General features: G+C 70.6%; 12 protein-coding genes and 1 pseudogene. 8 read left to right on the forward strand and 5 right to left on the reverse strand.

Annotated features, from left to right (window positions below; all coding sequences use genetic code 11):
* Nucleotides 1–137 precede the first annotated feature (137 nt).
* Both aceE and OG202_RS15395 read left to right on the forward strand, forming a co-directional pair.
* Nucleotides 138–2,885 (forward strand): pyruvate dehydrogenase (acetyl-transferring), homodimeric type, encoded by a 2,748-nt coding sequence (aceE, locus tag OG202_RS15390; protein ID WP_326583125.1) that lies wholly within the window; start codon nucleotides 138–140, stop codon nucleotides 2,883–2,885.
* Nucleotides 2,886–2,982: 97 nt separating this feature from the next.
* Complete coding sequence (locus OG202_RS15395; RefSeq protein WP_326583124.1) at nucleotides 2,983–3,738, forward strand: potassium channel family protein; 756 nt, start codon at nucleotides 2,983–2,985, stop codon at nucleotides 3,736–3,738.
* Between the two features lie 176 nt (nucleotides 3,739–3,914).
* Here OG202_RS15395 and OG202_RS15400 read toward each other — a convergent pair whose 3' ends face one another.
* The gene (locus OG202_RS15400) at nucleotides 3,915–4,220 is read right to left on the reverse strand and encodes a small hydrophobic protein (protein WP_327729950.1); all 306 of its coding nucleotides are present in this window, start codon (nucleotides 4,218–4,220) and stop codon (nucleotides 3,915–3,917) included.
* A 386-nt stretch (nucleotides 4,221–4,606) separates the two neighbouring features.
* Nucleotides 4,607–6,257, reverse strand: a pseudogene (locus OG202_RS15405) (MFS transporter); the annotation flags it as partial.
* Between the two features lie 100 nt (nucleotides 6,258–6,357).
* On the opposite strand from OG202_RS15405, the gene OG202_RS15410 reads away from it, so the two are divergent.
* The 3 genes from OG202_RS15410 to OG202_RS15420 all read left to right on the forward strand — a co-directional run bounded on the left by OG202_RS15410 (nucleotide 6,358) and on the right by OG202_RS15420 (nucleotide 9,283).
* A complete protein-coding gene (locus OG202_RS15410) occupies nucleotides 6,358–7,029 on the forward strand; it encodes a TetR family transcriptional regulator (protein WP_328222924.1) in 672 nt (223 codons plus the stop codon).
* Between the two features lie 115 nt (nucleotides 7,030–7,144).
* On the forward strand, nucleotides 7,145–8,353 hold the full coding sequence (locus tag OG202_RS15415; RefSeq protein WP_328222925.1) for an alpha/beta hydrolase: 1,209 nt from the start codon (nucleotides 7,145–7,147) through the stop codon (nucleotides 8,351–8,353).
* Between the two features lie 75 nt (nucleotides 8,354–8,428).
* Nucleotides 8,429–9,283, forward strand: coding sequence for a DUF4429 domain-containing protein (locus tag OG202_RS15420; protein ID WP_326583119.1), 855 nt, complete (start codon nucleotides 8,429–8,431; stop codon nucleotides 9,281–9,283).
* Between the two features lie 188 nt (nucleotides 9,284–9,471).
* On the opposite strand, the gene OG202_RS15425 is transcribed toward OG202_RS15420, so the two are convergent.
* On the reverse strand, nucleotides 9,472–10,485 hold the full coding sequence (locus OG202_RS15425; protein ID WP_327729946.1) for an aldo/keto reductase: 1,014 nt from the start codon (nucleotides 10,483–10,485) through the stop codon (nucleotides 9,472–9,474).
* A complete protein-coding gene (locus OG202_RS15430) occupies nucleotides 10,482–10,976 on the reverse strand; it encodes a MerR family transcriptional regulator (RefSeq protein ID WP_327729945.1) in 495 nt (164 codons plus the stop codon). Before OG202_RS15430 ends, OG202_RS15425 begins: the two co-directional genes overlap by 4 nt.
* A gap of 96 nt (nucleotides 10,977–11,072) precedes the next feature.
* Here OG202_RS15430 and OG202_RS15435 point away from each other — a divergent pair, with 96 nt between their 5' ends.
* The 3 genes from OG202_RS15435 to OG202_RS15445 all read left to right on the forward strand — a co-directional run bounded on the left by OG202_RS15435 (nucleotide 11,073) and on the right by OG202_RS15445 (nucleotide 14,412).
* Entirely contained in the window at nucleotides 11,073–11,549 is a 477-nt protein-coding gene (locus OG202_RS15435) for a GNAT family N-acetyltransferase (RefSeq protein WP_327729944.1), read from the forward strand.
* Between the two features lie 19 nt (nucleotides 11,550–11,568).
* Nucleotides 11,569–12,396, forward strand: a complete 828-nt coding sequence (locus OG202_RS15440) for a serine hydrolase domain-containing protein (protein WP_327729943.1) — start codon at nucleotides 11,569–11,571, stop codon at nucleotides 12,394–12,396.
* 126 nt (nucleotides 12,397–12,522) lie between these two features.
* The gene (locus OG202_RS15445) at nucleotides 12,523–14,412 is read left to right on the forward strand and encodes a protein kinase domain-containing protein (protein WP_328222926.1); all 1,890 of its coding nucleotides are present in this window, start codon (nucleotides 12,523–12,525) and stop codon (nucleotides 14,410–14,412) included.
* Between the two features lie 7 nt (nucleotides 14,413–14,419).
* On the opposite strand, the gene OG202_RS15450 is transcribed toward OG202_RS15445, so the two are convergent.
* Nucleotides 14,420–15,082: a pirin family protein gene (locus OG202_RS15450; RefSeq protein WP_405961384.1), complete on the reverse strand. Its 663-nt coding sequence runs from the start codon at nucleotides 15,080–15,082 to the stop codon at nucleotides 14,420–14,422.
* Between the last annotated feature and the right edge of the window lie 140 nt (nucleotides 15,083–15,222).

Consider the following 15,222-nt stretch of genomic DNA (forward strand, 5'->3'; position numbering starts at 1 on the left):
CAGGTGACCCCCCTGGTTACCCCTCGGTAGAGGTGACGTTTGCGTCCCCGAGGTACACGATGGGGGACGGTGCAGGCACCTAGTGAACACCCATGAAGAACCCCTGAAGAGCGGCCCTCTGACAGCTAAGGAACAGCGTGGCTTCCGGATCCGATCGCAATCCGATCATCATTGGCGGCCTTCCGAGTCAGGTCCCTGACTTCGATCCCGAGGAGACCCAGGAGTGGCTCGACTCGCTCGACGCCGCCGTGGACGAGCGCGGCCGTGAGCGCGCGCGCTACCTGATGCTCCGGCTCATCGAGCGGGCCCGTGAGAAGCGCGTGGCCGTGCCCGAGATGCGCAGCACGGACTACGTCAACACCATCCCGACCAAGGCCGAGCCGTTCTTCCCGGGCAACGAGGAGATCGAGCGGAAGATCCTCAACGCGACCCGGTGGAACGCCGCCGTCATGGTGTCGCGCGCCCAGCGGCCCGGCATCGGCGTCGGTGGCCACATCGCGACCTTCGCGTCCTCCGCCTCCCTCTACGACGTGGGCTTCAACCACTTCTTCCGCGGCAAGGACGAGGGCGACGGCGGCGACCAGATCTTCTTCCAGGGCCACGCCTCCCCCGGCATCTACGCCCGCGCGTACATGCTGGACCGGCTCGACGACCAGCAGCTGGACGCCTTCCGCCAGGAGAAGTCGAAGGCGCCGTACGGCCTGTCCAGCTATCCGCACCCGCGGCTGATGCCGGACTTCTGGGAGTTCCCGACCGTGTCCATGGGCCTCGGTCCGCTGGGCGCGATCTACCAGGCGCGGATGAACCGGTACATGGAGGCGCGCGGCATCGCCGACACCTCCAAGTCCCATGTCTGGGCGTTCCTCGGCGACGGCGAGATGGACGAGCCGGAATCACTCGGCCAGCTGACGATCGCCGCCCGCGAGGGCCTCGACAACCTGACCTTCGTGGTGAACTGCAACCTGCAGCGCCTCGACGGTCCGGTGCGCGGCAACGGCAAGGTCATCCAGGAGCTGGAGTCGGTCTTCCGGGGCGCCGGCTGGAACGTGATCAAGCTGGTCTGGGACCGCTCGTGGGACCCGCTGCTCGCGCAGGACCGCGACGGTGTGCTGGTCAACCGCATGAACACCACGCCGGACGGCCAGTACCAGACGTACGCCACCGAGACCGGCGCGTACATCCGCGACCACTTCTTCGGTGACGACCACCGGCTGCGCGCGATGGTCGAGAACATGACCGACGACCAGATCCTGCACCTGGGCCGCGGCGGCCACGACCACCGCAAGATCTACGCGGCGTACAAGGCGGCCCATGAGCACAAGGGCCAGCCGACGGTCATCCTGGCGAAGACGGTCAAGGGCTGGACGCTGGGCCCGAACTTCGAGGGCCGCAACGCCACGCACCAGATGAAGAAGCTGACGGTCGCCGACCTCAAGGGCTTCCGTGACCGCCTCCACCTGCCCATCTCCGACAAGGAGCTGGAGTCCGGCGTGCCGCCGTACTACCACCCGGGGCGGGACTCGGAGGAGATCCAGTACATGCACGACCGGCGCAAGGGGCTCGGCGGGTACGTCCCGACGCGTGTCGTGCGCGCGAAGCCTCTGCCGCTGCCCGAGGACAAGACGTACGCGAGTGTGAAGAAGGGGTCCGGTCAGCAGTCGATCGCCACGACCATGGCGTTCGTACGACTGCTGAAGGACCTCATGCGGGACAAGGAGATCGGCAAGCGGTTCGTGCTGATCGCGCCCGACGAGTACCGCACCTTCGGCATGGACTCGTTCTTCCCGAGCGCGAAGATCTACAACCCGCTGGGCCAGCAGTACGAGGCGGTCGACCGCGATCTGCTGCTCGCCTACAAGGAGTCGCCGACCGGGCAGATGCTGCACGACGGCATCTCTGAGGCGGGCTGCACGGCCTCGCTGATCGCGGCCGGTTCGGCGTACGCCACGCACGGCGAGCCGCTCATCCCGGTCTATGTCTTCTACTCGATGTTCGGTTTCCAGCGCACCGGCGACCAGTTCTGGCAGATGGCCGACCAGCTGGCGCGCGGCTTCGTCCTGGGTGCGACCGCCGGCCGTACGACACTGACCGGTGAGGGCCTCCAGCACGCGGACGGGCACTCGCAGCTGCTCGCCTCGACGAACCCGGGCTGTGTCGCGTACGACCCGGCGTTCGGGTACGAGATCGCGCACATCGTGAAGGACGGTCTGCGCCGGATGTACGGCGAGACCGCCGACGGCAAGCCGGGCGAGGACGTCTTCTACTACCTCACCGTCTACAACGAGCCGATCCAGCACCCGGCCGAGCCGGCGGACGTGGACGTCGAGGGCATCCTCAAGGGCATCCACCGCTACCGGGCGGGCGAGGCGGGCTCGATCCCCGCGCAGATCATCGCCTCCGGTGTCGCGGTGCCGTGGGCGGTCGAGGCGCAGCGGATCCTGGCCGCCGACTGGAACGTGAAGGCGGACGTCTGGTCGGCGACCTCCTGGAACGAGCTGCGCCGTGAGGCCGTCGACGTGGAGCGGCACAACCTGCTGCACCCCGAGGAGGAGCAGCAGGTCCCGTACGTGACGCGGAAGCTGGGCGACGCCGAGGGGCCGTTCGTGGCCGTCTCCGACTGGATGCGGTCGGTGCCGGACCAGATCTCGCGGTGGGTGCCGGGCACGTACCAGTCGCTGGGCGCGGACGGCTTCGGCTTCGCGGACACGCGGGGCGCGGCCCGGCGCTTCTTCCACATCGACGCGCAGTCGATCGTGGTCGCGGTGCTGACCGAGCTGGCCCGCGAGGGCAAGGTCGACCGTTCGGTGCTCAAGCAGGCCATCGACCGGTACCAGCTGCTCGACGTGGCGGCGGCCGACCCGGGGGCCGCGGGCGGCGACGCGTAGCCGTTGCGCTCGGCCGAGCTGTTCACAACGGCCGGCGGTGTCAAGGGGTGGTGAACCGGTGGGTTCACCGCCCCTCCACGTTTTCTACGATGCCGCCATGAAACAGCTATCGGTCTCGGCGCAGGTGCGTTGGGAACAGCAGACTCAGCGGCCGCTGTTCGGCCTGGCCCTGGTGTTCGCCGTCGCGTACGCCGTGCCGATCGTCCGGCCGGACGCGAGCGACCAGGTGGTGTGGTGGTGCGAGGCCGCCGAGTGGGTGGTGTGGGCCGCGTTCGCGCTCGACTACGTCGTGCGGCTGGCGCTCACCGAGCAGCGCCGGGAGTTCGTGCGGACCCGGTGGCTGGACCTGGCGGCCGTGCTGCTGCCGATCATCCAGCCGCTGCGGCTGCTGCGGGTCGTGGCGACGTTGCTGCTCGTGGGGCAGCGGGCGCGGATGGCCTCGCAGATACGGCTCACGACGTACGTCGGCGGGGCGGTCGTCGGGCTGTTGATGTTCGGGTCGCTGGCGGTGCTGTCCGTGGAGCGGGACGCTCCCGGCGGGAACATCGACACGCTGGACGACGCCGTGTGGTGGTCGTTCACGACGATGACGACGGTGGGGTACGGCGACCATGCGCCGACGACCGGGCTGGGGCGGGTGTTGGCCGTGGGGCTGATGCTGTCCGGGATCGCGTTGCTGGGTGTGGTGACGGCGAACATCGCGGCGTGGTTCATAGCGCGGTTCGAGAAGGACGACGCGGAGGAGCGGCGGCAGACGGCGGCGATAACGGAGCTGGCGGAGGAGGTTCGGTTGCTGCGGGCGGAGGTGGCGTCCTTGCGGTCTTCCGGGGCTGTGCCCGAGCAGCGCCGATGACCGTAGGAGCGGCAGCGCGTCGGCGGGTGCGGGTTCGTCGTGGCTTGTCGCGCAGTTCCCCGCGCCCTTGAAAGATCCGGGCGAGCCCGGCGCTTTCAGGGGCGCGGGGAACTGCGGGAGCAAGTCCACACAACCCGCACCCGCCGACGTGTCCCGAGTCTTCTCTCACCCCGGGGTCAGAAGAAGCCGGCTCCCGGCGTGGCCGTGCCCGCCAGCCAGATGATGGCCAGGACGGTGTCGATGGCACCCAGAACGACCGCGACGATCGCGGGGACGGGGCGGGCGCCGGACCAGGTGCGGTTCATGGCCAGCCAGCCGCAGAGGATCGCTACCGGGCCGAGGATGATGCCCAGCACGAAGAATCCCGCGACCGCGCAGATGACTCCGATGATCCCGAGGGTCGCGCGATCCGGCCCGCTCCGTGACCACGTCCGGCCACGTGATCGGGGGTGCCTGCGCGTACCGTGTCCGAAGCCCGCCATCGTCAACAACTCCCTGAACCTCGCGGTCAGTTCGAGTACATGACGGCGAGTACCCCGGCAGTGTGGTTGAAACCAGGGAGAGTTGTCGGACTTGTCCGCGGCGCGCTGTCCCCCTCCGGCCAGCGCGCCGCGGACCGACGGTCCGCTCCCCTGTGTCGTACGGCCCTGCCGTACGGAGGACTTGACCCACTTCGGCCCCTCCCCCCACCGTGGCGGGGGGATTCCTGGCTCACGCTGCTCGGCCGCTCAGCGAGCGGCCGAGTCCTACGCGATCGACACCAGCCGGGTTGGCACCGGCCCGGTCGCCCCACTGTGGCCCGGGGCGCCCACCCGGTACGAGCGATCTTTAGCGTTGTCACCCTGATAGGCGAACGCGGGAGCAAACCCGCGCGTGCGGCGGTGGCGGAGCTGTCAGATGTGCGCCGCTCCGGCGCCCGCCTCCGCGTTCTCGCCGCGCTTGGTCAGGAACGCCACGAGGACGGCGATCGCGGCGACGCCGGCGGCGACGAGGGACGCCAGGCTCATGCCGGACATGAACGTGTCGTGCGCGACGGTGGTGATCTTCGCGGCGATCTCCGTCGGGGTGCCCTCGGCGACCGGGGGGACACCGACCTGGACGGCCTCGGAGGCCTGGCCGAGCTGGGCCTCGGTGAGCGGCGGGAGGCCGGCGTCCGTCCAGTTGCCCGGCAGGTCACCGTCGACCTTGGAGGCCATCACGGCCCCCAGCACGGCCGTACCGAGGCTGCCGCCGATCTGCATCGCGGCCTGCTGGAGACCGCCGGCGACACCGGACAGCTCCAGGGGCGCGTTGCCGACGATGACCTCGGTGGCGCCGACCATCACCGGGGCGAGGCCGAGACCGAGGAGCGCGAACCAGAGGGACATCAGGGCGCTGCCGGTGTCGGTCTCCAGCGTCGACATGCCGTACATGGCGATCGCGGTGAGCGCCATGCCGCCGGCCAGCGGGATGCGGGGTCCGGCCTTGGTGATCAGCGCGCCGGCCAGCGGCGAGCCGACGATCATCATGCCGGTGAGCGGAAGGAGGTGCAGGCCCGCGTCGATGGGGCTCATGCCGTGCACGTTCTGGAGGTAGAACGTCACGAAGAACAGGCCGCCCATGAAGGCGATGGCCATCAGGACCATCAGGACGACACCCGCCGACAGCGGCACGGAACGGAAGAGGCCCAGCGGGATCAGCGGCTCCTTCACCTTCGTCTCCCAGAAGGCGAAGAGGGCGAAGAGGGCGATGGAGGCGACCAGGAAGGTCCAGGTCAGGCCGTCGCCCCAGCCCCACTCCGGGGCCTTGATGAGGGCCCAGACCAGGCAGAACATGGCCCCGGACAGCAGGGCGATGCCGAGGACGTCGAAGGAGCGCGGGGCGTTCTCGGCCCGGTGGTCCAGCAGGATCCAGGCGCCCAGCGCCACGGCGAGGACGCCGACGGGGACATTGATCCAGAACACGGACTGCCAGCTGACGTTCTCCACGAGGAAGCCGCCGAGGATCGGGCCGCCCGCGGTGGAGGCGCCGATGACCATGCCCCAGATGCCGATCGCCATGTTCAGCTTCTCGGCGGGGAAGGTGGCGCGCAGCAGGCCGAGCGCGGCCGGCATCAGCAGTGCGCCGAACAGGCCCTGGAAGACGCGGAAGACCACCACGAAGGCGACCGAGTCCGACAGTCCGATGGCCCCGGAGGCGGCGGCGAAGCCGACCACGCCTATGAGGAAGGTCTGGCGGTGGCCGAAGCGGTCGCCCAGCTTGCCCGCGGTGATGAGGGTGACCGCCAGCGCGAGGAAGTACGCGTTGGTGATCCACTGGACCTCGGCGAAGCTCGCCTTGAGGTCGTCCGCGATGACCGGGTTGGCGATCGCCACGATGGTGCCGTCGAGGGCGACCATCATGACGCCGACGGCCACGGTGAGGAGGGTGAACCAGGGGTGGCCGCGCAGGCCCCGGCCCTGGTTCGTCGTCGGGTCCGACGGGACGACTGGCGCCTTGTCCCCCGGTCCCGTCTTGTCGACAGTGGTCTGACTAGTCATACGCGCGAGACTAATGACAGCCACTGACAGTTGACAAACCAGTTCACAAGTCGGTAACTGTCACGTCACTCGCCGCAGGGGCGGGTGGAGACGAGGGTTCATGGAGACGGCGGCCACGGCGGCGACGACCGAGGAGCGGCCCGGACTGCGCGAGCGGAAGAAGCAGCGCACCCACGACGCACTGCTGCGGGCGGCCCTGGAGCTGTTCACGACCCAGGGGTATGAGGCGACGACGGTCGACGAGATCGCCGAGGCCGTCGACGTCTCGCAGCGCACCTTCTTCCGCTACTTCGCGGGCAAGGAGGAGGCCGCCCTCGCGGTCATCGACCTCACCCAGGAGCACTTCCTGGCGGCCGTGCGCGCCCGGCCCGCGGACGAGGCCCCGCTGGAGGCGATGCGCAACGCCGTCCTGGAGGGCTGGGACGCCATCGGCGAGGCCGTCGAGCAGGTCGTTCCCGTCGACCTCTATCTGCGGGCGTACGGCATGGTCGAGTCGACGCCCGCACTGCTGGCCGCGCATCTGCGCCGCGCGGACGAGGTGGCGCGGGAGATGGAGCGGATCGTCGCCGAGCGCGAGGGACTCGACGTCGACACCGACGCCCGGCCGCGCGTGGCGGTGGCCGTCTTCGGCGGTGTGATGAGAGTCACTGAGCGCATGTGGGCCCTGGGCGGCGATCTCAGCATGGAGGCGATGCGGGAACTGACGTCCGCACACCTGGACGCCGTACGGCCCTCGTTGGCCGAGAAGTGGCGTACTGGCCGAAACGCTTAGGGAACGGCATCATCGGGATCTTCTCTGCGCACCGCACGGAACGGGCGTGATCGAAACGTGATCCCTCTCACTCGGTTAACGCGAGACCCTTCCGTTCTCTTAGTGTGTCCTTTCAGTGACTTCCTTCGACTCCTCCCCGCAACTGAACGTCTGGCGCGCACTGCTGGCGCTGGCCGTGGTTTTCGTGATGCTGGCGACCACCGGCTGGACCGCGATCCGCAGCCATCGAGAGGAGTCGCCGCTGCAGGCGTCGCTCTCCGCGTGGCGGCACGGACACCTCGGCGGCCGCGAACTGCCGGACGTCGACTCGTCCCCGCACCGCCTGGCAGCCTTCTTCGCCTCGCTCACCGCCCCTCAGCGCACCGGGCTCGCCCACCGCTATCCGCTCGCCGTCGGCAACATGAACGGTGCCCCCGTCGAGCTGCGTTACCGGGCCAACCGCATCGCGCTGAAACAGCAGAGCAAGCGTGAGCGCACACGCATGCACGACCAGCGGCTGTCCGAGACCGGCCGGTACGAGGCCGGCCGCCGGATGCACCGCTTCGACATGCTGGCCGTGAAGAAGCGGCACATCCTCGCCTTCGACCCTGACGGCAACGGCCGGGTCGCCGAGGTCTTCGGCAGCCTCGACAAGGCCGAGCGCGTCTCGGTCGTCGTCCCCGGCGTCGACACCAACGTCATCAACTTCCAGCGCACCAAGCGCCGGTACTCCGCGCCCGTCGGCATGGCCAAGTCGCTCTACAAGGCGGAGCGCTCGGCGAGCCCCGGCACGCGGACGGCCGTGATCGCCTGGGCCGACTACACCGCGCCCGACGGCCTCGGCCTCGACTCGGCCACCGCGCTCCGCGCCGAACAGGGCTCGGTCCGGCTGAACGCGCTGGTGCGGGGCCTGCCCGGCCGTTCCACCGTCGCGCTGGTGTGCCACAGCTACGGCTCCGTGGTGTGCGGGGTCGCCGCGCCCTCGCTGCCGTCTCGGGTCACCGACATCGCGGTCGCGGGCAGCCCCGGCATGCGTGCCGAGACGGTCGGGCAGCTGCGGACGGCGGCCCGGGTGTGGGCGATGCGGGACGCCGACGACTGGGTCCAGGACGTGCCCTATCTGGAGGTCGGCGGGCTCGGCCACGGCGCCGACCCGGTCTCCTCGGAGTTCGGGGCGCGCATCCTGTCGGCGGCCGACGCCCAGGGACACAGCGGCTATTTCGAGCCCGGCACCGAGAGCCTGTACAACTTCGCCGACATCGGCATCGGCGCGTACGAGTCGGTGCGGTGTGCGCGGGAGGACGACGCGTGTCTGGCGGGTCTGTCCGACAGCGCTGCGGCCTGACGCGCGTAGAGGAGGGTAAAAGTGCGGTTCGCCTCGGTCGGGACTTCCCCGCGTCGCCCGCATACGATGAGCCGCATGGGTGACGTACTGGCCGGATTTCATGCCGCCTGGGAGTTCGAGTCCGACTCCGTGCTCATCCGCTTCGAACGGGGGATTCGTACGCCGAAGCTCTTCCAGGCACTCGGTGAGCGGCGCGTCCCCCTGGAGGCGATCGCGGGGGTTTCACTGACACCCGGGAAGCGGGGCACCGTCGTACTGCGTGTCGTGCCGCGACCGGGCGCCGATCCGTTGATGGAGGCGGCGGCGGACCAGCTCAAGGAGGGGTCCGACCCGTACCGGCTGGTGCTGCCGGCCGAGCGGGAGACTCTCGCGGAGTACTACGCCGATGAACTGCGGGCACGGTTGACCGAGTCGGGGCCCGCCGATCGTTTCCTGGTGGCGGCGCCCGAGGTGCCGTTGCAGTTCAAGGCGTACGACGGGAAGGCGTCGTTCGACGGGCGGTCCGTGTCGTTCCGGTGGTCCTGGACGGGGGCGTCGTCGGCGAAGTGGAAGGCCGGGGACCAGAGTTTCCCGGTCGGTGCCCTGAGCGGGGTCGAGTGGCGGTCGCCGGAGGTGTTCGAGGGGTATCTGCGGTTGGTGCGACGCGATGCCGCCGGTGAGCAGCCGCCTCAGCCCGACCATGATCCCGCCGCCGTGGTGTTCGGGCTGGGCTATGGGCCGGTGCACGAGTCGTTGCCGTTCGCCGCGGCTGTGCTGGCGGCGGTTCGCTCCGCGGGGCCCGTGGGTGTGGCTGCGGTCGAGGCCGGGCCCCGGCGGGATCCGGCCGACATCGCCGACCGGATCCGGCATCTTGGGGAGTTGCACGAGGCGGGGCTGGTGACGGACGAGGAGTTCAGTGTGAAGAAGGCGGAGTTGTTGGCCGAGCTGTAGCTACTCGCCGTCCGGGGATGGCGTCGCTGCCGGGTGCGGGTCCGTCGTGGCTGGTCGCGCCCACGCGGCGGAGCCGCATATCGACACAGGCCCGCGCCCCTGAAAGCAAAAGCCCTCGCCGCCCCTGACTGAACAGTCCGCGTCGCCCCTGCTGAACACTTCGCCTCGCCCCGTCTGAAAGCTCCGCCCTACTCCCTTCCTGCCGACGTGAACCCCATGTCCGCGTACCGGTCGCCCGCCACCTGTGCCGCTATCGGTTCCAGCAGGGCCAGGTCGTCCTCGGTCAGGGAGATCCTCGTGGCCTCCGCGTTCTCCTCCACCCTGGACGGCCTGCGGGTGCCCGGGATGGGGACGACCGGCAGGTCGTGGACGGCGGACCGCTGCTGGACCCAGGCCAGGGCGATCTGGCCCGGGGTGGCGTCGTGGGCCTCGGCGACCTTGCGGACGGGGGCCAGGAGGACCGCGTTGGCGGCTGCGTTGTCGCCGGTGAAGCGGGGCTGCTGGCGGCGGAAGTCGTCGGCGGTGAGGTCTTCGGCCTTGGCGAAGGAGCCGGTGAGGAAGCCTCGGCCGAGGGGGGAGTAGGCGACGAGCGTGACGTCGAGATCGCGGGCCGTGGGGACGACGTTCGGCTCGATGTCACGGCTGAAGAGGGACCACTCGGACTGCAGGGCGGCGATGGGGTGCACGGCGTGGGCCGTGCGGAGTTCGGCGGCCGTGACCTCGCTCAGGCCCAGCTGCTTGACCTTGCCCTCGCGGACCAGCTCGGCCATGACGCCGACGGTCTCCTCGATGGGGACGCTCACGTCGCGGCGGTGCATGTAGTAGAGGTCGATCACGTCGACGTCGAGGCGGCGCAGGCTCCCCTCGACGGACTCGCGGATGTACGCCGCGTCGTTGCGGATGATCCGCTTGGTCGGGTCGTCGGGGTCGATCGCCAGGCCGAACTTGGTGGCGATGACGACCTCGTCGCGGTGCGCCTTGAAGAAGGGGGAGAGGAACTTCTCGTTCTCCCCGGCACCGTATGCGTGCGCCGTGTCGTAGAGCGTGACGCCCAGTTCCAGCGCGCGCTCCAGGGTGGCCCTGGACTCCTGCGCGTCCGAGGGGCCGTACGCGAAGCTCATGCCCATGCAGCCGAGGCCCTGCACGCCGACCTCCGGCCCGTCGGTGCCCAGCCGTGTCCTCGCGATCCTGCCGTCCGTCATGAGGCCCTCTCCGACGCCAGGGCCTGCCCGGCGTCAGCGTAGAAATTGATCTTCCGGTCGAGCACGTTCAGGGTGTCCTGGAGTTCGGCGATCCGGGACAGGACGTCCTGCCTGGTCGCCTTGAGCAGTTCGAAGCGCTCGGTGTAGGTGTGGTCGCCCTCGCGCACCAGTTCGGCGTACCGGACCATGTCGGCGACCGGCATACCGGTCAGCCGGAGCTTGCCGACCAGGTCGAGCCAGTCGAGGTCACGGTTGCGGTAGCGGCGCTGGCCGGTGTGGGAGCGGTCGATGTGCGGCATCAGCCCGATCCGCTCGTACCAGCGCAGCGTGTGCGCCGTCAGACCGGTGAGGTCGACGACCTCGCTGATCGTGTACAGGTCCTGCCCGTCCGGCCGCCGCGGCTTCAGCGGCGGGCCCGCGCAACTGTCGGTACTGGCGGCACTCGTGGCACTCGTGGCACTCGTCGTACTCGTGGTCTCCATCACCGTCATGACCACCACGCTAAAACCTTGGAGTGCACTCCAAGCAAGCGAATCCGGTGAGAAATCATGAGGACGTGACGTGATCCCGCTGGTTAGCGTGCGGGCATGAGTCTCGTACGGCGGGCCGCGGCCGAGGACGCGGCGGAAGTGCTCCGGCTGCGCCAGGTGATGATCGACTCGATGGCGAGCGGGGGGCCCGGCGGCTCCACCGACTGGCACGCCGAGTCCCTGCCCACACTACGCCGCCGACTCGCCGATTCCGACGGGGAGTTCGCGGCCTTCGTCGCCGACCATCCGGAGCGGCCGGGCGCGCTCGCCGCCCTGGTGGTGGGGACGATCGAGTACCGGATCGGGCGGGCGAACAACCCGCGCGGCGCGGTCGGGCACGTCTTCAGCGTGGCCACCGACCCGGAGTGCCGGCGCCGGGGCCACGCCCGCGCCTGCATGGAGGCCCTGGTCGACTGGTTCCGGGAGCGCGGTGTCGGATACGTCCATCTGACCGCTTCCACCGAGGCCGAGCCGCTGTACGAGTCGATCGGTTTCCGGCGCAGGTCCGACCCCTTGATGCAGTTGGACCTCTGAGCCGCTTAGGCTCGTGGCCATGTCTCTGCAGAGCCTCGCCTTGATCGAGAACTGGCCGGTTCCCACGGCGGCCGCGGCCGTCGTCCGGGCGGACGGCACCGTCCTCGGGACCCACGGGCCGCTCGGCCGGCGGTTCGCGCTGGCCTCGGTCACCAAGCCGCTCGCCGCGTACGCCGTCCTGGTGGCGTACGAGGAGGGGGCGATCGAGCTGGACGAGGCGGCGGGGCCGGCGGGGTCGACCGTGCGGCATCTGCTGGCGCACACCTCGGGGCTGGCCTTCGACGAGCACCGGGTGACGACGCCGCCCGGTGAGCGGCGGCTGTACTCCAACGCCGGGTTCGAGGTGCTCGGGGACCATGTGGCCAAGGCGGCGGACATCCCGTTCGCGGAGTACGCGCGGCAGGCGGTGCTGGAACCGCTGGGGATGACGTCCACCTCCCTCGACGGTTCCCCCGCGAAGGACGGCGTCTCGACCGTCGACGACCTGGTGCGGTTCGCCGCCGAGGTGCAGGCACCCCGGCTGCTGGACCCGCGGACCGTCGCGGAGGCGATGACCGTGCAGTACCCGGGCACCAAGGGCGTCCTGCCGGGCTACGGGCACCAGAACCCCAACGACTGGGGGCTCGGCTTCGAGATCCGGGACTCCAAGGCACCGCACTGGACGGGGACTTCGTCGTCGCCGGGGACCTTCGGGCACTTCGGGCAGTCGGGGACCTTCCTGTGGATCGACCCCGTCGCCGGGGTGGCGTGTGTCGCGCTGACGGACCGGGCGTTCGGGCCGTGGGCGGTCGAGGCCTGGACCCCGTTCACGGACGCTGTGCTCGCGGAGGTCGGGAACGGTGTCTGATTCGTGAAGGAAGCGACAACTCTTCGACGGAAGGCGCGGGTGCCCGGTCCGATCGGCCCCGGGCATCGCTCCGTCGGCTAACCTCCCCCGTGCACAACAGCCGCACAGCTTTCGGGGGGTAGAACCATGGGCGAGGTTCGCGCGGGCGGGCAGTTCCGGCCGTTGGAGGCCGGTGACCCGACGACCGTGGCGAGCTACCGGCTCGCGGCGCGGCTCGGCTCGGGCGGCATGGGCACCGTGTACCTGTCGTACACCCCGGGCGGGCACCCGATCGCGTTGAAGACGATCCGGCCCGAGCTGAGCGAGGACCCCGAGTTCCGCCGCCGGTTCCAGCAGGAGGTGCGGGCCGCCCAGCGCGTGCAGGGCCTGTACACCGCGCCCGTCCTCGACCACGACACCGAGGGCACGCAGCCCTGGCTGGCCACCGCCTACGTGCCCGGCCCGTCGCTGCACGCGGCGGTCGCCGAGCACGGTGCGCTGCCGCTGAACTCGGTCCTGCTGCTGCTCGCCGGGGTCGCGGAGGCGCTCTCGGTCATCCACGGCGCGGGCATCGTCCACCGCGATTTGAAGCCCTCCAACGTGTTGCTCGCCGCCGACGGGCCCCGTGTCATCGACTTCGGCATCGCGCGCGCCGCCGACGCCACCGCCCTGACCGGCACCGGCGTGTCCATCGGCACGCCGGCCTTCATGTCGCCGGAGCAGGCGGCCGGGAAGCCGGTCACGCCCGCGTCGGACATCTTCGCGCTCGGCCAGGTGGCCGCGTTCGCGGCACGCGGGTCCGGCGCGTACGGCGACGGCCCCTCGCACGCCGTGCTGTACCGGATCGTCCACGAGGAGCCCGACCTGAGCGGTCTCGCCGACGAACTCCGGTTCATCGAGCGCTGTCTGGCCAAGGACCCGGCGGACCGCCCCTCCCCCGCGGAGGTCGTCGCGCTCTGCCAGGAGGCGTCGCCCACCCCGCTGGTGCAGTCGGGCTCCTGGCTGCCGGAGGCGATCGGCGCCGACATCACCCGGCGGGTCTCGGCCTCGGCGGAGCTGCTGGCCGAGCGGAACAAGGCCGCGGAGGCCCCGACCTCGGCGACCCTGCCCCCGCCGCCCACCGCACCGGTGACCCAGCTGAGTTCGCCGTCCGTGGACCACGGCGCGCAGACGATCTTCGCGGCGCCGACGACGCACTCCGGGCCGACGACCCCGCCCCCGCCGGGCCCGGCCGGGCCGCCGTCGACGCCGTACCCTCCGCAGTCGGGGCCGCACACGGTGCCGACCGGGCACCAGGCGCCGTACCCGCACCAGGCGCCGTACCCGCAGCCGGGGGCGTGGCAGCAGCCGTACCCCCAGGGACATCCCCAGGGACATGCGCAGGGCCATCCCCGTCCGCTGCCCCTTCCTCCGCCGCGCCGCAGCAACGTCGGCAAGTGGATCGGGATCGGCGTCGCGGCGGTGTTCGGTCTGGGGCTGCTCGGCAGCTGCGCGTCGCTGGTGAAGGGCCTCACGGATTCGTCGAGCGGCTCGTCGAACAGTTCCTCCGGCGGCACGTCGACGGGTTCGGGCGGCAGTTCCGCCGAGTCCTCCGAGTCCGAGCCGAAGGCCGACCCCAAGCCGGTCACGTTCAAGGGCATCAACATCCCCGGCGACTACTACGTGCGCTTCGCGGACTCCCCGCCCAAGCCCCTCGACAGCGACGTCGGCGGGGCGTACGAGGACGACGGGGACTTCTACTACTACTCGGACTCGCTGTTGGGTGAGAAGCGGCTGGGCAGCAGCAGCCAGAAGCTCGTCCTGCTGAACAACACCCAGAAGGGCTCCCTCGAAACCTGCCGGAACGAGACCCGGTACTCGGACTACGTCAAGATCGGCCAGGTGGCCAAGGGCTCCCAGATGTGTGTGCGCACCGACTCCGGCCACATCGGCCTGGTCACCTTCCAGGGGTCGGCTCCGAGCGGCGACCCCAGTGACTACGTCTCCGTGGACATCACGGTGTGGCGCAACGCGGAGGAGCCGACCACCGACAACTGACGGTCCGTCACTCGCCGAGCTCCCAGACCAGCACCTCCACCGGGGCGGTGACGGCGACCAGTTCGAGGCCCTTCTCCTCCTCGGCCCGCACGGAGTCCCCGGGCTCCAGCTCGTGCGGCCCGAGCCGCACGGCACCCCGTACGACGTGCACGTACGCCCGCGCCGCGTCCGGCACGGCGGTCCGCTCCCCCGCCGTGCCCAGCCGCCGGACGTGCAGCATGGCGCCGGCCTCGGGAACGGCGTACGGGGTGGAGTCGGCGATGCCGCGGACGATCTCGTACGCGGGGTCGCCGCCCGGGTCCAGCGGGGCCAGCCACATCTGCACGAAGGTCAGCGGCTCGGCGCCGTCGTTGCGCTCGACGTGCCGTACGCCGCCCGCCGAGCTGAGCCGCTGGACGTCGCCGGGGCGGACGACCGTCTCGTGGCCGGTGGTGTCGCGGTGGGTCAGCTCGCCCTCGACGACCCAGGTGACGATCTCGGTGTGGCTGTGCGGATGCTCGTCGAACCCGGCGCCGGGTGCGAGCCGCTCCTCGTTGCAGGCGATCACCGCGCCGAAGCGGAGATTGTCGGGGTCGTAGTGCGCCCCGAAGGAGAACGCGTGCAACGAGGCGATCCCGGCCTCCCGATCCCCACCGGCATAGCGCGTACCGGCACGCCGCAGCTCCATCACGCACCCACGGTATCCCCAGAGTGGGGCGTTCGAGGACGAGGCCGTCCAGGCCCGAAAGCGGGGGTCCGGGGGCGGCAGCCCCTGGCAGACACGCGCCCCCGGGCAGACGCGCACCCCCGGCCCACACACCCACGGCGCAG

The sequence above is a fragment of the Streptomyces sp. NBC_00310 genome, assembly GCF_036208085.1.
Classification (GTDB): Bacteria; Actinomycetota; Actinomycetes; order Streptomycetales; family Streptomycetaceae; genus Streptomyces.